Here is a 22631-nt window from a genome sequence, read left to right on the forward strand (position 1 = left end):
AACACTTACCCCTATTTATTTATTTTTTATAAACTGATTTAAGTATTCCGTAGTAACCTTCTGCTCCTATAAATAATTGTTCTTGTTCTATATATTCATCTATTGTATGAGCAAGATTTTCTTTTGAAGGTCCAAATCCTATTGTTTTTATTCCTGCTTCACCTGCATAGTGACTTCCATTTGTACAGAATGAGTATTGAGTTATTTGACTATCTATTCCAGCTTCTTTTAATCCTTTATATGCTGCTTGAACAAACTCATCTTGCTCATCATATAACCAACCTGGGAAGAATCTTTCACCTTCTATTTTATTTCCTGTATAGCATCCTTCACATCCTATAGCATAAGAAACTTTAGCATCTAGCTCCGCATCTTCTTTCATCATTTCATCTAATAATGCTTGTATTGGAGCTAGTACTCCTTCTTTATTTTCTCCTACTAATAATCTTCTATCAAAAGTAGCTTTACAATAATCTGGTACTACTGAAGCCCCTGGGTATGGAGAAGATTTTATATCAGTTAAAACTAATATTCCAGGTCCTAATACTGGGTGAGTAGGTGGCTCTAGATTTTGTATTTTTTCTATTATCTTAGACATTTTATATACTGCATTTATTCCTTTGTGTGGATTAGCAGAGTGAGCTGGTTTCCCGAAAGTTTCTACTACTATTTCTCCTCTACCTCTTTGCCCTATCTTTAAGTTAAGTTCTGAAGATTCTCCTATAACAACATAGTCTGGCTTAACAGCTTCACTTATTTTTCTAGCTGCTATTCCTTCAAATATTTCTTCATGAACTACACCTGCTACATATAATTCACCTTCAAAATCCTTTTTTGTATCTTCTGCAAAGTATGAAACAGCAGCTATCATCGCACTTAACTGACCTTTCATATCAGAAGTACCTCTACCGTATATTTTCCCATCATTTATAACTCCACCAAATGGAGGGAATGTCCACTTACTTTCATCTGGTACTTCTACTGTATCTATATGTCCATCAAATAATATTTTCTTTCCTTCTTTATTCCCTTTGATACAACCTATTATGTTTCCATATTCATCTCTAAACCAGCTATCAAATCCTAGTTTTTTGAAGTTTTCTTCTATTGCTTTAACTACATTTTCTTCATGTCCTGAATAACTTGCATTTCTTATTAATGATTGACATAACTCAGTTAATTCTTGTTTTCTTTGTTCATTTAACATCATATTAATCCCCCTTAATTTTTCTAATTATCATCTATATACTTGCACATTCTCCGTCCCAAACTATGCTTCTATATTTCTCTGGATCCGTGTCTCCTTCAGTACTTATTAGCAATACTTTAGAATCTTTATCTAGTTTTAAAGCTTCTCTAAGATCTTTTAATTTATCATTGCTCATTATAGCTGCTAATAATCCTGTTGTTACAGCTCCTGATTCCCCTGATATAACTTTTGTATCTCCTGTTAATGGATTTCCTAATACTCTCATGCCTTTAGCTGAAACCCAATCTGGTGCTGAAACAAAAGCTCCTGAATAGTTCTTTAATATTTCAAATCCTATTGTATTTGGCTCTCCACAAGCAAGACCAGCCATTATTGTAGGCATATCTCCACCAACAAATCTTGGTTTTCCATCTCCAGCTTCTGCAGATTTGTAGAAACAATCTGCTTCATCAGCTTCTACTACTACTGTTATAGGACACTCATCAAATGCGTTAGCTATGTATCCTTGTACTGCACCTGCAAGAGATCCAACTCCAGCTTGAACAAATACATGTGTAGGTCTTTCTACCCCGTACTCTTTTAATTGTTCCACTGCTTCTTTAGCCATTGTCCCGTACCCTTGCATTATCCAAGCAGGAATATCTTCATAACCATCCCATGCTGTATCTTGAACTATAAGTCCTCCAACTTTTTTTGCATCTTCATCTGCTAATCTAACAGCATCATCATAGTTAAGGTCAGTTATACTTGCATCTGCCCCTTCTGCTTTTATGTTGTTTAATCTTGTTATTGATGATCCTTTTGGCATATAAACTACTGATTTTTGCTTTAATTTATTTGCAGTCCAAGCAACTCCTCTTCCGTGGTTTCCATCAGTAGCTGTAAAGAATGTCATATCTCCAAGTTTTTCTCTAACTTCATCAGATATTAATTTTTCATAAGTTAATTCTGATATATCCATTCCTAATTTTTCAGCCATGTGTCTTGCCATAGCAAACGATCCGCCTAGCACCTTAAATGCATTTAACCCAAATCTATATGATTCATCTTTTACGAAAACTCCGCCAACTCCTAATACTTCAGCTAAATTATCTAATTTAACTAATGGTGTTTTTGTATATTGTGGGAAACTTTCGTGGAAAGATTTCACTTTACTTATCTCTTCATCATTTAAAAACTCTATAGTCTTTTCCTTATTTTCATTCTTTGGTAGGTTATTTAATTTCCATTTTATTTCTCTCATAATTCTCCCCCTTGTATAAATGTTTTCGTAATTTGTATAAAGCAATTAATATGCCAAACTTAAATTTATTTTCTTAACAAACCTTGAACCTTAGCTTTTTAAACTAAAACTTTGTTAATTCACTCACATTTTATATTTTTGAATATCCTTAATTCCTTTCCACATATAATAAAAATTCTCAAATCGGGAATTTTTACCGATTTGAGAATTTTCATTTTGGGAATTATTTAATTTTCATCTAGTTTTCTATATAAAGTAGATACACCTATTCCAAGCTTTTTGGCTATTTCCTTTTTAGCTTTTGTGTCTCTTCCATATTTATCAAGTATACTGTTTATATAAAATAACTCTAATTCTTTCATAGTTAAAATTTCTTCATAATTATCAATTCTTACTATATTGCTACTGTTAGTATTTTTATTTGTAGTATTTATTTCTTTTATTTTATTATTATTCTTTTCATAATACTTGATTATATCTATTGGCAACATATCTTCTGATATTATTCCATCTTCTCCGATTATATTCATCATATATTCCGCTGAGTTTTCTAATTCTCTTATATTTCCCGGCCAATAATAATTAATCAACTTATTCATCACAGATTCTTCAATTTTCTTTACATCTATGTCGAATTCTATTGAATATCTAGTTAATATATTCATAAATATATCTTTAATATCTTCTTTTCTATCTCTAAGTGGTGGTAAATTAATAGGCATTACATTTAATCTATAATACAAGTCACTTCTAAACTTACCGCTATTAACTAAATCTAGTATATTTTGATTCGTAGCTGCTATTACCCTTATATCTAAATCTATAATTTTATTAGACCCTATCCTAACTAACTTTCTCTCTTGTAAAACTCTTAATAATTTAGCTTGTAAATGTACAGATAAATCTCCTATCTCATCTAAAAATATTACTCCCGTATTAGCTAACTCAAACTTTCCTATTTTGCCTTCATTACTTGCCCCACTAAAAGCTCCTTTTGCATATCCAAAAAGCTCGCTTTCTAATAGTGCTTCTGGAATAGCTGCACAGTTTATAGCTATAAACGGTTTAGTACATCTATTTCCTTCTGCATGGATTGACTTTGCAATTAACTCTTTACCTGTTCCACTTTCACCAGTTATTAAAACTGTTGAGTTAGATTGTGCAACTCTCTTAGTTCTAATTTTAACTAGCTTCATAGCTTCGCTATTACCAATTATAGAATCTATTTTTTTAACTTCCCACTTAGTATTTATTTTTTGATCTTTATTTTCCTTAACTTCATCAAAAATTAGAAGCTTATCATAATTGTTAATATAAGGATGAACAGGTATTATTTTATATGTAGTATGATAAACTTTGTCATCTATACTAAAGCTTAACATCTCATTATTATCTTCATTTTGTTCTATGGCTCTTATTTCTACTAATTTGCCTATTGGATCATCAAAAATATTTAATCTTTTCTTTGCTATATTATTTATATATGATATCTTTCTTCCTGGATCTAAAATCAGCACACCTTTTTCAATATTATCAATTATATCTCTAAACATTTCCATCTCTTTATCAATATACTTACTATCTTCAAATTCATTTACTTTTATAGAAATCAAATCTGAAATATGATGTATAAACTCTAAATAAGATTTTAACTTTTTACGTACTTCTTTTTTCTTTTCTTTATCAGTACTTATTGCCCCTATAACACCAATTGTGCGCCCACTATACTTAATGGGCACAGCTAAAATCATTTTATCAAGGCACTTACTAAGCCTACTACAATTACTACAAATTTCATGACTAGCTATATCAACTACTGTTATATCATTTCCTGTGCTAATAACTTGGCTATATATATAACCACTAGATACAAGAACCTCATTTTCTTTATATTTGTAAATTCCAGAACCCCCAATTCTGACTAACCTATCATCTACAATTTCAATATCTACATTCAATACGCTCGCTATTGTTTCCACATATTTGGTCATTTCTTCTTGAACTTGTTTTAACATACTCGCCATTTGATATATTTCCCCTTTGTTAGTAAGTTTCACATATTGACTATATTTTATCATAATTGACTATCAAATATAATTAACTAACTTATTAATTTACATAAACTTTTCAATTTATTTATTTTCCCTGTATCAATATTTTTAACAGAAAAATCGACAATAAACTTCACTAGAATTATAGACAATAAAAAAAAATAGTGGTAATATATATGGGCATTAATCAATGTGGGCGGGCGAGGGAACCAAAATAAAGAGGAAGAAGGATGGAACAAAAACTATCAAGCAGTAAATTAGAATCAATTGCAACACAAAATTTTAAGACAGAGATTTTAGCAGGAATCACAACATTCATAGCCAGCGTTTATATTATAATGACTAATGCATTGATATTATCTGATGCAGGTATAAGTCCAGATGCGGCTATGATAGCTACAGTACTTACATGTACTATATCTACAATTCTTATGGGAGTAATCTCAGATGCTCCACTTATATTAGTCCCTGGAATGGGAATAAATTCATTATTTACTTATACTATTGTTCAATCAATGGGGCTATCATGGCAAGAAGGTTTAGCTGCAGTATTAGTAAGTGGAATAATATTCACTTTAATAGCGAGTACAAAACTAACTACAATTCTTATGAACTCAATACCTAATAACTTAAAACATGCAATAACTACAGGTGTAGGGTTTTTGATCTTATTCATAGGTCTTCAAAAAAGTGGTCTTGTTGTAGGTAATGAAAATACTATGATAGGTATTGGTAATATAGCAGACAAGGAAACCCTTTTAAGTATAATAACTTTAATTATCATATTGATATTAAATATGAAAAATGTACCAGGTAACTTACTTATAAGCATAATAATCGGTACAGTATTATCACTTATTATGGGAGTAACTAGTCTAAGCAGTTTAGATTTTGCAGGATTTAACATACGTGCTATTAAAGAAGTATTTTTAGGCATGTCATTTAAAAATATTTGGTCTATACCGTTTATGGTAGCAGTATTTTCTATAACAATTGTAATAGTATTTGAAAATATGGGAATTTTATATGGTCAATTAGGAGCTCTAAAAAGAGAAGAAGATTTCCAAAAATCGTTTAAGGTAACTGGAATATCTAATATAATAGCTGGAATATGTGGAACAAGTCCAACTATAGTTGCAGCTGAAAACTTCTCAGGGATCAGTGTTGGTGGTAAAGGCAAAGTAGCTGCATTTACATCTGCTACATTATTCTTACTATCATTGTTCTTAATACCTGTATTAAAACTTATACCAGATGGTGTTATAAGTAGTGTTCTTATATTTATAGGAATACTTATGATACAGACTTTCTTTGATCTAGAAAAAGGAGATTTGATAGAAACTATATCTATAATCTTGATGATTACGATAATACCTTTTACTTATAATATTGTAAATGGTATATCTATTGGATTTATAGTTTATACAATTCTTAATTTAGTTATAAATAAAGGGAAAAATGTTTCTTTAGCTATGTACGTACTTAGCGGATTGTTTATTCTTAACTTTGTAATGAGTACAGTTATGGGAACTATCCATTAACATATTAAAAAAGGCGATCGCTCTAAAATAGTGCTCGCCTTTTTCATTTATATACTATATTATTATTCCTTCGAAGTGATCTACTTCGTGTTGAATAATTTGTGCTGTAAATCCTGTAAATACTTGTTTATGTTTTTTAAAGTTTCTATCTAGGTACTCTACCTCTATTTTTTCATATCTAGTTGTTTTCCTAAATCCTTCTAAAGATAAACAACTTTCCTCAGCTTCATAAGGAATCTCTTTTTTTAGTATAACTGGATTCACCATAGGAATTATCATCTCCCCTACACTAAATACTAATATACGCTTTTTTACTCCGATCATATTAGCTGCCATTCCTACACAATGGTCTAAATTTGCTCTTAATGTATCTATTAAATCATTTATAACGTCTACATCATCTTTTGTTGCAAGCTCTGATTTTTGTTCTAAAAATAATATATCCTTTACAACTGCTTTTATCATACTTAATAACCTCTCTGATTTATCTAAATTAATATAAGTTTATATTAGTACAAGTATGTATTTCAGTCAAATTATTAAAATATTAATTTTCTTCTACCATATATCTAAGAACAGTTTTTAATTTTGCTGCTTCAGTCTTTCTAAAATCTGAAAGATATATTTCTCTATGAGCTTTTGTTTTTATCTTTAAATTATTTTCATTGCAAAACTCTTCCATAGCTGAAAAAGTTCTTGGTTCATCATCATAAGGTCCAACGTGAAGCATTTGTACTGAAGTTCCTTCTTTAATATTTTTAAGCTCTACTTTTCTAATAATGGATTTAATTTTTTCTTTTTGCAATATCCATAGCTATATTGAAAACTTCTTCATTTACAAATTCAGGTTGTCTAATCATTAATGTGTAAACTAGCTCATCCTTGTTAAGGACTTCTTCAGCTCTGCCTTTTTCAGTTAGGTCCCATATTCCTTCTAATGGATATACTGTGTATTCAAAATATCCTTCTGGGGTAATACCTTTTTTAGGCATCATTCTTATTGCATAAGCTAGCGAGTATAGAGTTTCTATAGCTTTTGAGAATCCTTCACTATTTGGGTTTCCTTGGCCTTTTAGAGTTAGGAATTTGAATTCAGGTATTTCTACTAGTTGAGGTTTTTCTTTTGGTATATAATATTCTTTTTCTTTTTTTCTCCATTCATGTTTCATGAATATCGCCTCCTTTATTATTACTGTTTTATACTTTTTTATAGAATTTTCTTATTTTCTCTTCATGCCACAAGCTTCTGGCTCTACATATTCAAATTTAAATTTTGAATATAGTTTATCAGCAGGTTTATTTGCAATTAAACAAACATATGCATGTTCGTCAGTATTTTGTTCTAAATAAGTATCAATTTCTTTCATAATTGTCTGCCCAAAACCTTGTCCTTGATACTTAGGATCTACCATAATGTCAGAAATAACATAAGTTATTCCTTTATCACCAACGATTCTTCCAAATCCAATCAAATCGTTGTTATCCCATAAAGAAACTATAAATAATGAATTTTTCAAAGCTATTTCTGATTTTATTAAATCTTTTTCTCCCATTCCTGTTCTTAGCCTTAGCGAAATATATTCTATTGCTGATGGTGGCGTGTATCTTATATCCATATTTTTAACCTCCTCTGTGTATTTAGATTTAACTATCCAGCTATAATATTATTATTTAATATTGTATATTAGTTTTTATTTATTTTACCATCTATTCTATCTGAAGTTTTACTCGTTTTTCTAAAATATAGTCTAACTTCGTTGTTAGTTAGTTCAATAAAAAAGGACATCTTCTATTTTTCAGACGTCCTTTTACCAATATTTAAATGATAATTTTTTTACTTAACTTTTATCCACGCAAATCCATATGGTTTTAAAGTTAATTTTCCATCTATTCTTGATTCATCTAATATATTTACTCCTCTAACACCACAGTCTAATGTCTTTTCTTTAGATGTAATATTTACTATATATAAAATTTTTTCATTAGTTTCTTTATTTTCACGCTCTAATGAAAATATTTCATTTCCAAAATCTAATACTTTTTGAGTTCCATATGGAGAAAATGCACTCTCTGACTTTCTTGTATCTATTAATTTCTTGAATTTTGTAAATATCTTATTTCTTCTACTATCACTTTCCAACTCCTCACAAATCCTATTATACTCTAGCTTCTCTCTGTTTATTCTTCTATTAATTCCAGATTCTTCTACTCCTTTATAATAATTCCTTGATCCTAATAATGAGTGATAGTATATAGCTGGGACTCCTATAAAAGATAATAATAAAGAATGAGCTGATAATATCTTTTGTACTTGTAAATCCTCTTCTATATCCTCATCTTTATTTAAAAGAGCATCTAAATAATTTATGTTTAACTCATAAACTGACTTTGTACCATCTTCATTATTTTTATATGATACTCTACCACCATTAGTTATAGTTTTATCTACTAATACTTGTTTTTCTTCTTCCGTAAGTATTCCTTCAGTAGGTCTCATCCCTATACCATCATGACTTGATAAAAAATTAAAGTAAGTTGCCTTGTCAGATACTTTATCTATAGTACTTGCCCAATTTGTTAGCTTTGTTGAATCATGTTCAGTAAAAGCATGAAGTGTAAGCGGTGGCAATGCAAATTGGTAAACCATATGAGCTTCATTTTTTGTGTCACCAAAGTAACTTATATTTTCTAAATGTGGTACATTAGTTTCTGTTATTATTTGAGTGTTAGGTTTAAAATAGTCTAATATTATTCTCCATAATTGTATTATCATATGAGTTTGAGGAAGATGTATACAGCTAGTTCCTGATTCTTTCCATAAAAATCCTATAGCATCTAGTCTTATAGATGTTGCTCCATTTAAAGCATAGTTTAGTAGAATTTCTGTAGTTTCTATAAGAACAGGGAAATACTTTATATTTATATCTATCTGATCTTCACTAAATGTAGTCCATGCAGTTTTAGTTCCATTTTTACTTTCATACTCGTGTATAAGTGGAGAAGTCCTAGGTCTTACTACCTTTGAATAATCAAATGTTTCATCTTTTGGTATAAAATAATTTTGATATTTTTCTTCTCCATTTAAATAGCCTTTAAACCAGTTACTACTTTTTGATATGTGATTTGCTACAAAATCATACATAAGTCTATAATCTTTAGATATCATATTTATATTATCCCAGTTTCCTAATTTTTCATCTATTTTCATATAGTCAACAACTGAAAAACCATCATCAGATGTATACTCAAACATAGGTAATATATGAATGTCTGTTATGCTATCTCCTACTTTATTGTTTAAAAACTTATTTAAAGAATCTATAGTAGGCATACCTTCTTCATATATACTATCACCGTAAGTTATTAAGTATATATTTTTCTCAGATATGTCCTCTACCTTGTCAAAACATTTACCTTCAAATTTTTCTATTGTAGACTTCATTATTTCAAAAAATTCTGGCTTATATTCTTCTTTATATATAGACTTAATTTTTTCTTCTATGTTTTTTAAAAGCATATTCTTATCCATGGTGTTTTCCTCCTAGTAACTTTAATGTCACATATCCTTTAGGGTTTATCTTTATTTTGCTATTTAAACTTTCTAATTCTTTTTCATACAAGTTAGTTATTATTATATCTTTTATATAATCACTATTTATACTTACTTCCTTAGTTGTAGCCGTTGGATTAAATAATCTTACTATTATACCATCTTTTTCATATGCTTCTTTACATACACTCATAAATATATCTTCATTATTTATGCTAAATAAACTATAATTTGATAGGTTAATAGTATGATTTTTAGGTATTTCAAACCTTTCTAACCTTTCTTCAAAAAGATTTAAATCTTGCTTCTGATATGATGTGTATTTGTTTATAAATCTGTCCGTTACTTCAAATAACTCTGATACATCTTCATTAGATACATTAAAGTATATTGCATATTCAAATTTCATGCTCTTAATAAGCTCTGCATCCTTAGTATAAACTACTTTATTATTTATCCCCGATGCTCTTCCAGGTCTCCAGGCTAAGTTGTCTCTTCCTAATACTCCAACACTTCTATATAAAGTAAGTGCTATCTTTTTATCTTCTAAAACTTCATATTCCTTTATCCCCTTTGTTATTAATCCAAACGCATTATTATCATTTCTAAGTGCAACAAAGTTTTCTAATCCATATATGCATACTGGCTTTTCTGCAAATTTTCTTTCAATCCAAGTATCTAAATACTTATTATGATTTTGTCTTTTTATCGCAGAGAATCCTTGATCGCTTAATGAAAAGTTTGAATTTATATTTGTATTGTGTACTACTCTTAGTCTATGATCTTTAATATTGTTATCTATATCATGTGAAACTCTTATAAAGTTTTCACCTTTTCTCATTTCTATTTTTGTTAATATTTCTAATGTTTTAGATTTTTCATTTATCTTTCTTTCTTTTATATCAAAAGGCACAACTATTTCATGGTTTAATATCATAGTTTGTACCAAATCACTTTTACATACCTCTATCAAATTAGCTTCTGTTGATAATATATTTTCATCTGAGTCTAATGGTGAAAAATCATACGAATCTCCGTAATCTCCACAATTTTCAAAGTAAATCAGGTTATCTATTTTTTCTTTAGTAAGTTTATTAACTAATTCTAAGTTATTCTCGTTAAAAGTTAATTTGTATATATCATTTTCTATGCTTCTGTCTTTAGATTCCAATAATTTTGACCCTAAATTTTTATTATCTTCGCTAACTATTAAGGTAGTAAATCCCATAGCTTTTATATTTACACCAGATATTCTCACTTCAGTTCTATAGTATCCTTGTAGCTCTACTTCTTTTTCTCCTTCAGCAGTTACTAATACCTGTTTTCCTCCACTTATCTTTTCTTGATTATTTATAGTAAATTCTAAAGACTCTCCATCTAAAGTTTTTATTTCTATATTTTTTCATTAGTAAATACTACAGACTCAATTATTTCGTTCATATCCTTAGCCTTAGTATTGAATACTAATAATAAATCATCTCTATTTAAATGTTTGCTCACTGCTATTGTAATTTGCTTTTTAATAATATTTATTAATCCATCACACATTCTATTAACTTTTTCAAGTCTTGCAATGATATCCCTATTTGTATCATCTGAATTGCATCCACCTATACTATCATGGGCATGAGCATCAAACAGTAACTTCCACATAACGTCTAACCATCTTGATTTGTAACTTATTCCTAATGACTTTCCTATAACACCTAATGGCTCTAGTACGTAAAGTATTTTATTTTCTACTAATGTGTTTAAATATTTTATGTCATATCTTTGAGATTTTATAGTATTGTGTATTCTTGATTTTTCACATGCTATAAGTTCTCCGTATATTTCATTTTTAAAATCTTTAACCCAAGTATCATTCATAAACGTCTCATAATCAGATAATACAAATTCATAAATATCTTGCTTTTCATTTAATTCTTTTATAATTTGAGGAAAATTCTCTCTTACTAAAACTTGATCTCCCCCAGATGGTAAAAGCAAATTATCACAATCCTTATTTAAACTTTCTAGCTTTTTAAGCATAGGTATCAGCTTACCATATATATACTCATCATCAGAAGCTAAAAATTTACCTGGTCCATACCCTAAATAAATATTGTTCGCTCTTATACTTTCATTATCAGGAGATACCCACTTAAAGTTTAAATTCTTCTTTAAATCATCGGTGTATAAACCTCTTTGTAATATACTGTCTTCTATTCCAAATCCCTTAAATATAGATGGTAAATATGCATTTTGCCCAAATATATCTGGAAGATATCCTACATTCATACTATGACCGTATTCATTTCCTAGTCTTGTTCCATATAAAAGGTTCCTAATTATAGATTCTTTGTTTACTAATATAGAATCTGTTTGAGTATACCAAGGACCAACAAATATCCTTTTATCTCTTACCAGTTCTTTAAGCCTTTTCTTTTCTTCTGGATATAACTTTATTAGCTCCTCTACAACTGATAACTGTGCATCAAAAGTATAAGATTTAAAGTCTTTATTATTTTCAAGTACATCCATTAAATATGGCATGTTTTCACCTAACAATATATTTGAATCTTCTATTGTAAAGTACCACTCTCTATCCCAGTGAGAATGAGGTACCACATATACTTTTTTCTTATTATTCATATCTTCCTCCATTTAAAATATTGATATTTTTGAATAATCTTCAATTTTTAAAAATAGGAATTATCCAAAACTAATTTAATTTTGAATAATTCCCCCTTTAATTAAGATATTTTTCTCATACTATCATCTGAGTTCTTAGCTTCTTCTTTCTTTATTAAATAGAATCTAATAAATATATTAGCTAATGCTATAAACATACAACCTACTACTAACCCTAATATATAAGCCCATAAATTCTCTACTAAAGGCCATCCCCATATAGCTGGCAATGGATTCCATTGAACTGCCCCTAACATTACAGCTGTTGTCGAACCTATTATAGCCCCTATTACATTTATAGGTATTGTTATTAATGGGTTCTTTAACATGAAAGGTATAGCACCTTCACTTATTGCAATTAATCCAAGTAATATAGATGTATTTCCTACTACTCTTAAATTTTCATCAAATACTCTTCTCTTAACTATATATTTATCTAAAACAGTAGCTAATCCTAAACCTATTGGAGGTATTACTATAGCTAGTACTCTTCCTGTTAATGGGAATATACTGTCTGCTGCAAGACCTATTGCGATTGCTCCTGCTGCCTTATTTATTGGTCCTCCTAAGTCAAATGCTGTACATCCTGCTATTATTGCAGTTAATGCTATCGTCGAACCTGTTCCAAAAGATGCTATTACATTTGATAACCAACCATTTAATCCGCCAAATATAGGATCTACTAAATAGAAGTTTAATAAAAATACTACTAGTACAGATATTCCTGGTAATAAAAACATTGGTTTCATTGCTTGTAAATTTTTATTTAATTTTATTTTTTCATTTAAAAACTTAGTTACATATCCTGAAACTAAACCTAGTATTAAAGCTCCTAGGAAACCTGAAGGTACTCCCCCCTCAACTCCCCAAAATGTAAAATGTAATCCACCTGCAAAAGCACCACCCATAAATCCTGGTACTAACCCTGGTCTATCAGCAATTGAATATGCTACATATGCGGCAAATATTGGGTAGATAAATTTAAATATCATTCCACCAAACTTATCTAAATATCCTAGCAGCGCATAAAGTTGATTTCCACTTTGTGTTAAAGTATCCATATTATCTATTTGTCCTAATCCCATTGCTGCTAACTTAGCAATCCCCATCATAAGTCCTGCTGCAACTATTACAGGAATCATATAAGATATACCTGTCATTACAGCTTCTACCATTTCTTTTAATATACCTTGCTTAGCTCCTGAATCAGATGAAGCCGCTACTTCCTCATTAGAAACTTCTACTTTCCCATCTGGATTTTCTAATACTTTTGTTAGCAATTTTTCTGCATTCTTTAAAGGCTCTGCAACCCTAACTTTTACAAATTGCTTCCCTTGATATCTTTCCATATTTTTAACTGTAACATCACTAGCAAATATTACTCCAGCTGCTTCTTCTATTTGTACTTTAGTATGTCTATCTTCTATACCATTAGCTCCTTGTTTCTCCGTTATAACCTTTATTCCCATCTTTTTACCTGCTTTTTCTAATGCTTCAGCAGACATATAGGTGTGAGCTATACCAGCTGCACATGCAGTTATAGCTAGTACAGTTTTTGTATATGTTTTATCTTCTTTACTTTCTTTCTTTTCACTATTCAAGTTCATTAAAAATTCTTTAGAATCTTTAGCCGTTCTTAAAGAATTGTAAAACTCTTCATTCATTAATGATACAGATAATTCCGATAGTAATTTTAAGTGAGTAGAACCCTCTTCTGCCTTAGGTATAGCTAATAAAAATATTAAATCAACTTCATTATTTTCATCTATACTCTCCCAATCAGATATTTTATTGTTTAATCTAGCTACTGCAAAAGCAGCTTTATTTACTGATTCACACTTACCATGAGGTATTGCTAATCCTTTTTCTAATCCAGTTGGAGAATGTGCTTCTCTTTCCATTACAGTATTAAAAAACTCTTTTTGTGAACTAACGACACCTTCAGAATAAAGTTTATCTATTAATAACTTTATCGCTTCTTCTTTTGTACAAACATTCAAATCTAGCATAATTAGATTCTTGTTAGTCATATTAGCTAAGTTCATTTTCATCCTCCTATAAAACGTTTACTTAAATATATCTTTAACTTATAATAGTATTATATATTACAAGAAAAACATTTTCTTATACATTAAAAGTACATTTGTACTTTTTAATAAAAATAAAGGCGGTGATTAATATCAGTAGCTTTGTAATGAAATTCTCACATAAATTAAATAATCTCAGTCATGCTGAAAAGCATATTTTTTACTATATAGATTCTAATATATCTAAATCAAAAAATTTGTCATTAACAGCTTTAGCTGAAATAAATAACGTAAGTACTACTACCATAATAAGAATGTGTTCTAAATTAGGACTATCTGGATATTCTGAACTGAAACATATAATCAAAGACTTAGATAAAGAAGATTTTACTAAAGATAGAGAACAGCAAATTAGTGATATCATAGCTAACTTAAATCAAAATATAGCAAATCTTAATACTACTAATATAAACAAATTAGCCAAAAGTATTAAAAATGCTAATAAAGTTGTAATAGTAGCTGTAGGGTTATCAAAACCTATTGGAGAATATTTTTCTAAACTACTAATGCAAGCAAACAAAAATAGTTTTTATGTATATGAATCTCATATGATTGACTTATTAGATCAAACTATACAATATGGAGACTTAGTTATATTTGTATCTAATAGCGGTGAGACAAATACGTTAATTACTTCATGTGAAAAATTTAAATATAAACAATTTACCACAGCAGCTATTATAAACAGTCCTAACTCTAGACTAGCAACATTAGTTGATATTCCTATTAATACATGTTCTCAGCAAGTTAAAATTTCCGGATATGATACTACCCCAAGGTCCACTCTATTGGTAGTAATAGATATATTATTTGAAACTTATCTAAATTTATAATTTTTATCTTCTTAATAATATAAATATAAGCTATGATTTGTTATAATTATTCTATTGATTAATTTATAAAGAAAAAACACATTGAGTAGATTATCAATGTGTTTTCTTTTAATTTTAGATATATTAATGATTTTAATTTTTAGCTATTCTAAATATGTATTTCCATAGATTTAACTATATCTTTATCATCATCAACTAATAATACATTCCCTTTTATCATTTTCCTCACCTCGCTTATAATTTTACCATGTTTATAAATAATAGTATAAGAACTATTCTTTAAGATAAAATCAATGATTTATTAAGATTTTATTAATATTTTAATCAAAAAAACACATCAACTTAATTATTGATGTGTTACAGCTTTATTCTCTGGCACTCTTTATAAATCTACACTTTTTATTTTATTACTTCTACTTTCTTCTTTTTAGGATTAAATCCCCCTTTAACTTAATCAATGTATAAACACACTTTTGGGGTTAAATTACAATGATAACACATTTATTGTAATCTACTAATGCTAGAACATTAAGAATCTATCCCTTCTTATCTTCTAACTTCCACTTATTTTAGATATTTAATTCGTCTTAATATATTCACGTATCCCATTAGCTATAGATTTTGCTAGAATTTCTTGATACTGTAAATCTAGTAATTTATTTTCTTCATTATCATTTGTTAAAAATCCTGTTTCTATTAATATAGATGGAACATTTGAATCTCTTAAGACTTTATAGTTACCTTTTTTTACTCCTCTATCTTTTGCCTTGCTATTATATAATAAGCTCTCATGTACACTTTTTGCTAAATCACAAGAACCGTCATCTTTATTCCAGTAAAAAGTTTCTATACCTTGCGCTGTAGGCGATCCATCATTGCTAGCATTGCAATGTATTGATATAAATAAGTCTACATTATTATTAATTCCAATTTTATTTCGCTCACTTAAAGATACTGATTTGTCCATTGTTCTTGTTTGTATAACTTGTAAATTTTTATCTTTACTTAATTCATAAGCAACTTTATTGGCAATTTCAATAGTTATATCCTTCTCAATCGTTCCATTTCGTGGGTTATAAGTTCCTTGGTCACTACCTCCATGCCCTGGATCTATCAATACTCTTTTCCTTTTGCCTACTTCATTTACGCTATTAACATACATCTGTTTCTCAGCATAATTTTTTTGATTTGTTTTATTATCTAAACTTAGATCTTTAATTTTCAATGCAATCGACCATAATATAATACTAGAAACATTACATATAGTTAGTATTATTAATATCAATAGTACTATTCTTTTATTTATTATCTTCTTCTTCTTTATTAATAACTTACTTTTCTTTATTGTCATTACACCCCTTCTTTAAGGCTATACTATTGTCTTAAATCCCTGTCCATTATGATATAAATAATTGTATATTTCATTACTACTACCTAACATGTTTTTAGTAAGATTTTAATCTTCTTCACCTACTCTTTCTGATGTATTTTCTACCTATTTTCCTTCTTTTTTGATTAATTTTTCCATTTATCTACATATTAATTCGTAAATGTATAGTTTTTGTAAATTAGTTGTAAATTAGTTGTAAATTCTAATTCATTTTAAATAATTTAAAAAGAGATTCATATTTATATACACAATCAATTTATAAGTTATACAAAAAAGATATCGACTAAGTAGTCAATATCTTTTTCTGTATTTTCTCTAAATTTTACTGTAAAATTACTACATAAGATTTTATGTTAGATTACACCTATACTTTCTATTACTGAATATTACTATTTTCAATATTAAAATCGTATTTAAACTAATATATTTTAATTTTATTATTTTTCAGTTACTATTAATTTTCATGAATTTTGATATAATTCGATATTATTATATTCATATTTTAATTTCATTGTCATATAATTAATGTTTTTTGCATTACATTTTTCCTCTTTCCATTTTGTCAACTATTATATACTTAATATCTACATTTTCAACTACAACTGATTCTGAGTTTATATATGAGCTGCTATAAAAAATCAATGTATTTCCATTGTTCAACATACTGATTTGTAGTATACTATTTAATTTTCCTTCTTCTTTTGGTAGCTCTATTTCCCTTTCACTCCATATACCTTCTTTATTTTTTAAATTCAATATACATATATCACGGTGAGGGTTAATAGCTGCAATAACTATACTTTTATCATCTAAAACCATCATATTTTGAATTAACTGCTCTTCTGGTAGTTCTATTTTCTGTTGATTGTATTTAATTATTTTATTTTCTTCTGATTTCTCATTTGACCAAGCTTTCCACCCTAAACTTACTAAAGTTATTATAATACCTAATGAAAAAGCAATCAATTTTTTACTTTTGATTTCATATAATAGACTCCTTATGTATCTTTCTATATTTACATTAAACCAAGTCTGTTTCATACATATGTATTAATTGTAAAATAGTTGTAAACTGTTATATACTTTTATTCAACATGCATAATTTATTTAAGTATAAAAAATCTCAATAGACAAAAACTTGTCTATTGAGATTTTTAATCTTGTAGCCTATACCCTATTTTATATACTGTTTTTATACTATCTTTTAGTTTTAATTTTTCTCTTAATCTTTGAACATGTATATCAACAGTCCTAGTTTCTCCAATATAATCAATACCCCAAACGTTATCTAGTAATTGTTCTCTAGATAATGCTATATTTTTATTTAGCACAAATGAAAGCAATAATTCATACTCCTTTAATGTAAGTTCTACGGTCTTATCATTTTGCTTCACTATTCTCTTTTCTGTATATATTGTTATATCTTTAAATATTATTACTTTGTCATGTTTTTCATATCTTCTAGCTACTGCCTCAATCCTTGCTAATAATTCAATATTTTCAAAAGGTTTAACTATATAGTCATCTGCTCCTAATCTTAGTCCTTTAACTTTATCATATACAGAATCTTTTGCTGTTATAAAAATTACAGGTATATCTTTTTGTTTGATTATTTCAACTAACTCAAATCCATCTATTTTAGGAAGCATTATATCTAATAATGCTAAATCTATATCTTCTTTTAAAATATATTTTTACCTTCTTCGCCATCTATGGCTGTATAAATATTGTATCCAACCATACTCAAATTGATTTCAATTAAATCTCTTATTCCATCATCATCTTCTACCACCAATATATTCATGCTCGCTATTTCTCCTTATAATATCCAATTATTTTTTCCCACTTACATCTATTAAAAACTCATATTTTAGTTTTTTATTCTTTGTATCTACTAACTGTACATATTCTTTTTTTATAAATATTTCATAATTATCTATATTAATATTTAATGTATCAGCTAATGATTTTATACTTTCTTTTATCTCTTCTTCTGTGATATAAACTTTATTTTCAATATTACTTATATCTTTTTCCTTATATTTGCTTATAATAACATCGTTTATATCTCCATATTCTGCATCTATGCCTACATAATAATTATTTTCTTTTGATTTACTTAAGTGTTCTGTAAAATTTATTTTCCAAAAAAAATCATCATTTATATTGATTAAATTTACAGATTCATATAAGGATTCCCTATCTAAATTTTCTTTAAAGCCATTATTTAATACATCTAACGCTTTTTCTATAGCTTCTTCTCTTCTTATATTATTTTTTCTTTTTCTTTTATACTATTTTTGAATACCCAGCCACTGTGCCTTCTGTATATATTTTATCTTCTTGGTATGCTAACTTTGAACATCCATTTAACATAATTAACATAGATATAGGTATACTTATTTTAATGATATTATTATATATTCTTTTCATTTTGATTACCCTCCATATTAATAGTCAACTTAATAGTAGTTCCTCTATTTATTTTGCTTATAATATTGATTTTAATGTCATGTATATTACATACTTCTTTACATATCGCAAGTCCTAATCCAATCCCATTGTCTTTTTTAGACCTTGCTTTATCAACTACATAAAAAGGCTCCATAATTTTTCTAAGTTTTCTTTTTTATTCCTTTTCCATTGTCTTGAATAAATATATTGTATATAGCTTTATTTTCTAACTTTCCAATTATTTTAATATCTCCATCTATATTACATGCTTTTATTGAATTTTCTAATAAATTTCTAAATAAAATAATTATAAGTGATTTATCTGCCATTATATTTATGTCTTCTATACTTATGTTTAAATCTATATTTTTTTGTCTTAGTTTATAACTTAATGATCTATTTACATTATTTATGCAATCCTTTATAGATATAAGCTCTTTTTCTATACGATTATTCTTCATAAGTGTTAATTTAATTAAAGCTGAACTTAAATTTTCCAATCTTTTTGACTCTGAATTTATATAATCTAATGATTTTAGTTTTATATCTTCACTAATATTTCCTTTTAATAAAATATCTGAGTATCCAATTATAGATGTTATTGGTGTTTTCATCTCATGAGTTAAGTTATTTATAAAACGTTCTTTCTCATCATTTGTATCTTTCAATTCCTTTATCTTTGATTCTAATACTTCCATCATCAAATTAAAGTTTTGTGATAGTATGCTAATTTCATCTTTTTCAGATGATACTATTGCTCTTTCACTATATTTTCCACTTGCTATTTCTACTGAAGTATTAGTTAAGTTTACTATAGGTTTTGTTATGTGTCTCGATATTACATACATACCTATAATTAGAAGTAAATTCATAATAATATCTAATATTATAAATATTTTATAGTTTTCAGACATATCTTCATATAAAAACTCGATACTTCTACTTAGTATTAATTTATAATTTTTATCTTCTATTTTTATTTGTGAAGATACCAGCAGCAATCTTTCATTATTCACTTTTTTTATACTAAAAATAATTTCATTACTACTAGATTCTAGAATCTTATTTACATCACCATTATTATATTTATTTAATGAAGCTACAACCTTTTTATCTTCATCAAATACCTGTATATTTTTTATATTACCTTGATTTGTGTAAATATAATTTTTTAATATTATATTTAACCATCCACTTATATCATAATTTTCGATAGATTCATCTCTTCTTATATCATAATTTAGGTATATTGAATTTGATATATTTTTTTGTATATCTATGGTATCACTTATAACTCTATCTAAATTTTTTTTCTGCACTTTATCAATCATAATTATTCCAACTAAATTGATAAGTATCATAGTCAATGTAACTGAATATAAAAATATTTTTTTCCAAATTTTCATATAATTTTACCCCTATGTTTCTTTTAAACCTTCTTAAAAGACCAAAGATTTTTAGCTTCTTTTAAAAATACATCTATATCCCAAGTTTTTTTACTTCTTACTTTACTATCTGAGTCATTAACTATTATTTTTCCATTACTATCTAATCCAGTTAATACTATGTAGTGTCCTGAAGTAGTAAAATTACCTGGAGCCATAGTTGCTATTATAGGTTGTCCTTTTTCTAAAGTATTTAGTATTGAATATTCGCTAATAGGTATCGATGTTCCAACAATTCCAAATTCTTTAGCTCCTTCTGTCATTAGTGACCACTTTGACCCTACACCATCTACTAAATATCCATTTGCGTCACTATACTCAGCTACCACTTTTGGATTTATATTTGTATCTCCTGTAAGCCCTACTGCTACCATTGCCAAAGATGTCGGTCCACATCCATTAATAGCCATAAAATCCGGTCCATAATTACTATATCCCCATCTTTTGTCCCATTGTATAAATAGAGGAATTTCACCTGGATTGTACTCTTGTTCTATAGATATGTCTTCATTAGCATTATCTATGTAATTTGGATAATCTGCAACAAAATCTATTGTTTCTGATTTTTTGGATGCTAATTCTAATAATTCAATTGGATATATAGTTGACTCTTCTAGTATTTTATAAGTATTCGGATTATATTTCCCATTTTCTAGTATAGCCTTTAAGGTCCTATCTTCTGATTGTTCAATTTCTTTTGATATTCTTAATATATCCTCTTCACTGTAAGCATTAATTTCATCATTTGTATTTACTCTTATTATGCAGATTACTACTAGTATACTTGCTATTATAATAGTTTTTAAATTTATTATTTTACTGTTCATAATATTTTCTGTCCTTTATACTATTTTTTCTTTCATTTTACAATGTAATTTTTTCAAGAAAATATATGACTTGTTTCAAAGTTGTAAAATTTTTAATATATAAATTATTATATTAAACTCAAAATCTAAAAATAAAAAACACATTGATTATTAAATCAATGTGTTTTAGTAGATTTCAATTATATATATGAATCATATGTAAATTCCCCATGAATTCGATCTACTTTAATTCTTATATATTGCTAAAAAGTCATCTATTTCATCATCTTTATTTTCTGGTACTCTTTCTAAATATATACTTTTTTCTTTTATTTCTTCTTTGACTTCTGTTATATAATATATCTTTTTAACTATATATCCTAAAGTAATTAAAGATATTGTGTAAAATACAAATGGTGTAACTGTAACTAAGTAATAATTTATTACTTCTACTAACTCCTTTTTAGGATCAAATCCCTCTTTAACTAAATCTGATATGTAAACATTTGATTTATATATAATAAATATAGTGCTTAGAGCCATTAATATTGCACATATATATAATATAACTGTGAGCTTTGGTACCTTTTTTATATCTGACGATTTCATAACATCCTCCTATCATATACTGTGTTTAATTTATTTTCTATTATTTGTCAGTATTAACTTTTTCCTTTTCATCTTTTATAAATAATAATTTTCCAGATTTTAATCCCCAAATTTCATCAAGGTATGAACACACTTTCTTTGAGTGAGTAACAATGATAACACACTTGTTATGTTTATGAGCTAATGATACTAGAATATCCATAATCTTTTCTTCAGTTTCATTATCAAGATTTCCAGTTGGTTCATCGGCAATTATTATATCTGGATTATGTGATAGCGCTCTAGCTATCCCAATTCTTTGTTGCTCTCCTCCTGATAAATTTAAAATTTTTCTATTTACTTTATCAGAATCAATACCTACATCCTGTAGTAAACCATCTATGTATTTATCTTTGTTTTCCTGCTTAGAATTGCTTATATTCATAGATAATAATATATTTTCTTTAGCCGTAGCATTTAATAGTAAATTGTATCCTTGAAATATAACCCCTATATCCTTTGCTCTATATAAATCTCTATCTATATTTTTCAAACTGTTATCCTTGTATAAAACTTCTCCACTTTTACATGTATCAAGCCCTGATATTAATGATAATAAAGTACTTTTACCCGCTCCCGATTTTCCTATTATTCCATATACTTTTCCTTTTTCAAAATCTATATTTATATCATCAAAAACATTTCTCTTAGCACCTTCATATCTATAACTTACATCCTTTAAACTTAGTAAACTCATATC

Annotated in this window: 23 protein-coding genes; 2 read left to right on the forward strand and 21 right to left on the reverse strand. The window is 27.6% G+C overall.

Annotated elements, in window-relative coordinates:
- Positions 1 to 19: 19 nt before the first annotated feature.
- The 3 genes from LEQ07_RS04220 to LEQ07_RS04230 form a co-directional block, all read right to left on the reverse strand.
- Positions 20 to 1210, reverse strand: a complete 1191-nt coding sequence (locus LEQ07_RS04220) for a YgeY family selenium metabolism-linked hydrolase (RefSeq protein ID WP_332842907.1) — start codon at positions 1208 to 1210, stop codon at positions 20 to 22.
- Between the two features lie 31 nt (positions 1211 to 1241).
- Entirely contained in the window at positions 1242 to 2453 is a 1212-nt protein-coding gene (dpaL, locus tag LEQ07_RS04225; protein ID WP_263329650.1) for a diaminopropionate ammonia-lyase, read from the reverse strand.
- Positions 2454 to 2680: 227 nt separating this feature from the next.
- The gene (locus LEQ07_RS04230; RefSeq protein WP_263329651.1) at positions 2681 to 4477 is read right to left on the reverse strand and encodes a sigma-54-dependent Fis family transcriptional regulator; all 1797 of its coding nucleotides are present in this window, start codon (positions 4475 to 4477) and stop codon (positions 2681 to 2683) included.
- Positions 4478 to 4734: 257 nt separating this feature from the next.
- On the opposite strand from LEQ07_RS04230, the gene LEQ07_RS04235 reads away from it, so the two are divergent.
- Entirely contained in the window at positions 4735 to 6045 is a 1311-nt protein-coding gene (locus LEQ07_RS04235; protein WP_263329652.1) for an NCS2 family permease, read from the forward strand.
- Positions 6046 to 6099: 54 nt separating this feature from the next.
- Here LEQ07_RS04235 and LEQ07_RS04240 read toward each other — a convergent pair whose 3' ends face one another.
- The 8 genes from LEQ07_RS04240 to LEQ07_RS04270 form a co-directional block, all read right to left on the reverse strand.
- Entirely contained in the window at positions 6100 to 6510 is a 411-nt protein-coding gene (locus tag LEQ07_RS04240) for a peptide deformylase (protein WP_046822865.1), read from the reverse strand.
- Between the two features lie 82 nt (positions 6511 to 6592).
- Positions 6593 to 6850, reverse strand: coding sequence for a GyrI-like domain-containing protein (locus LEQ07_RS20745; protein WP_332842908.1), 258 nt, complete (start codon positions 6848 to 6850; stop codon positions 6593 to 6595).
- The gene (locus LEQ07_RS20750; RefSeq protein WP_332842909.1) at positions 6831 to 7214 is read right to left on the reverse strand and encodes a GyrI-like domain-containing protein; all 384 of its coding nucleotides are present in this window, start codon (positions 7212 to 7214) and stop codon (positions 6831 to 6833) included. The genes LEQ07_RS20745 and LEQ07_RS20750 overlap by 20 nt, the downstream gene beginning before the upstream one ends.
- A 51-nt stretch (positions 7215 to 7265) precedes the next feature.
- A complete protein-coding gene (locus tag LEQ07_RS04250) occupies positions 7266 to 7661 on the reverse strand; it encodes a GNAT family N-acetyltransferase (protein WP_046822867.1) in 396 nt (131 codons plus the stop codon).
- A gap of 218 nt (positions 7662 to 7879) precedes the next feature.
- Positions 7880 to 9574: an alpha-amylase family glycosyl hydrolase gene (locus LEQ07_RS04255; RefSeq protein WP_046822868.1), complete on the reverse strand. Its 1695-nt coding sequence runs from the start codon at positions 9572 to 9574 to the stop codon at positions 7880 to 7882.
- Positions 9567 to 10853 (reverse strand): glycoside hydrolase family 38 C-terminal domain-containing protein, encoded by a 1287-nt coding sequence (locus LEQ07_RS04260; RefSeq protein WP_263329653.1) that lies wholly within the window; start codon positions 10851 to 10853, stop codon positions 9567 to 9569. The genes LEQ07_RS04255 and LEQ07_RS04260 overlap by 8 nt, the downstream gene beginning before the upstream one ends.
- A 134-nt stretch (positions 10854 to 10987) precedes the next feature.
- The gene (locus LEQ07_RS04265) at positions 10988 to 12229 is read right to left on the reverse strand and encodes an alpha-mannosidase (protein ID WP_263329654.1); all 1242 of its coding nucleotides are present in this window, start codon (positions 12227 to 12229) and stop codon (positions 10988 to 10990) included.
- 101 nt (positions 12230 to 12330) lie between these two features.
- A complete protein-coding gene (locus LEQ07_RS04270) occupies positions 12331 to 14313 on the reverse strand; it encodes a fructose-specific PTS transporter subunit EIIC (protein ID WP_263329655.1) in 1983 nt (660 codons plus the stop codon).
- Positions 14314 to 14462: 149 nt separating this feature from the next.
- Between LEQ07_RS04270 and LEQ07_RS04275 the strand changes: the two genes are divergently transcribed.
- Positions 14463 to 15188, forward strand: coding sequence for a MurR/RpiR family transcriptional regulator (locus LEQ07_RS04275; RefSeq protein ID WP_263329656.1), 726 nt, complete (start codon positions 14463 to 14465; stop codon positions 15186 to 15188).
- Between the two features lie 577 nt (positions 15189 to 15765).
- On the opposite strand, the gene LEQ07_RS04280 is transcribed toward LEQ07_RS04275, so the two are convergent.
- The 10 genes from LEQ07_RS04280 to LEQ07_RS04320 form a co-directional block, all read right to left on the reverse strand.
- Positions 15766 to 16539, reverse strand: a complete 774-nt coding sequence (locus LEQ07_RS04280; RefSeq protein WP_263329657.1) for an N-acetylmuramoyl-L-alanine amidase family protein — start codon at positions 16537 to 16539, stop codon at positions 15766 to 15768.
- A 576-nt stretch (positions 16540 to 17115) separates the two neighbouring features.
- Entirely contained in the window at positions 17116 to 17619 is a 504-nt protein-coding gene (locus LEQ07_RS04285) for a hypothetical protein (protein ID WP_263329658.1), read from the reverse strand.
- Between the two features lie 113 nt (positions 17620 to 17732).
- Complete coding sequence (locus LEQ07_RS04290; RefSeq protein ID WP_332842910.1) at positions 17733 to 18227, reverse strand: response regulator transcription factor; 495 nt, start codon at positions 18225 to 18227, stop codon at positions 17733 to 17735.
- A 32-nt stretch (positions 18228 to 18259) separates the two neighbouring features.
- Positions 18260 to 18382 (reverse strand): hypothetical protein, encoded by a 123-nt coding sequence (locus LEQ07_RS20755; protein WP_332842911.1) that lies wholly within the window; start codon positions 18380 to 18382, stop codon positions 18260 to 18262.
- 485 nt (positions 18383 to 18867) lie between these two features.
- Positions 18868 to 19011 (reverse strand): hypothetical protein, encoded by a 144-nt coding sequence (locus LEQ07_RS04295; RefSeq protein ID WP_263329659.1) that lies wholly within the window; start codon positions 19009 to 19011, stop codon positions 18868 to 18870.
- Positions 18995 to 19186, reverse strand: coding sequence for an ATP-binding protein (locus tag LEQ07_RS04300; protein WP_263329660.1), 192 nt, complete (start codon positions 19184 to 19186; stop codon positions 18995 to 18997). The genes LEQ07_RS04295 and LEQ07_RS04300 overlap by 17 nt, the downstream gene beginning before the upstream one ends.
- 7 nt (positions 19187 to 19193) lie before the next feature.
- On the reverse strand, positions 19194 to 20438 hold the full coding sequence (locus LEQ07_RS04305; protein WP_263329661.1) for a HAMP domain-containing sensor histidine kinase: 1245 nt from the start codon (positions 20436 to 20438) through the stop codon (positions 19194 to 19196).
- 23 nt (positions 20439 to 20461) lie between these two features.
- A complete protein-coding gene (locus tag LEQ07_RS04310) occupies positions 20462 to 21304 on the reverse strand; it encodes a C39 family peptidase (protein WP_263329662.1) in 843 nt (280 codons plus the stop codon).
- Positions 21305 to 21529: 225 nt separating this feature from the next.
- On the reverse strand, positions 21530 to 21892 hold the full coding sequence (locus LEQ07_RS04315) for a hypothetical protein (RefSeq protein ID WP_263329663.1): 363 nt from the start codon (positions 21890 to 21892) through the stop codon (positions 21530 to 21532).
- 40 nt (positions 21893 to 21932) lie between these two features.
- Complete coding sequence (locus LEQ07_RS04320; protein WP_046822877.1) at positions 21933 to 22628, reverse strand: ABC transporter ATP-binding protein; 696 nt, start codon at positions 22626 to 22628, stop codon at positions 21933 to 21935.
- Positions 22629 to 22631 lie beyond the last annotated feature (3 nt).

Origin of the sequence: Paraclostridium sp. AKS73, from assembly GCF_025671395.1 — a bacterium.
Classification (GTDB): Bacteria; Bacillota; Clostridia; order Peptostreptococcales; family Peptostreptococcaceae; genus Paraclostridium; species Paraclostridium benzoelyticum.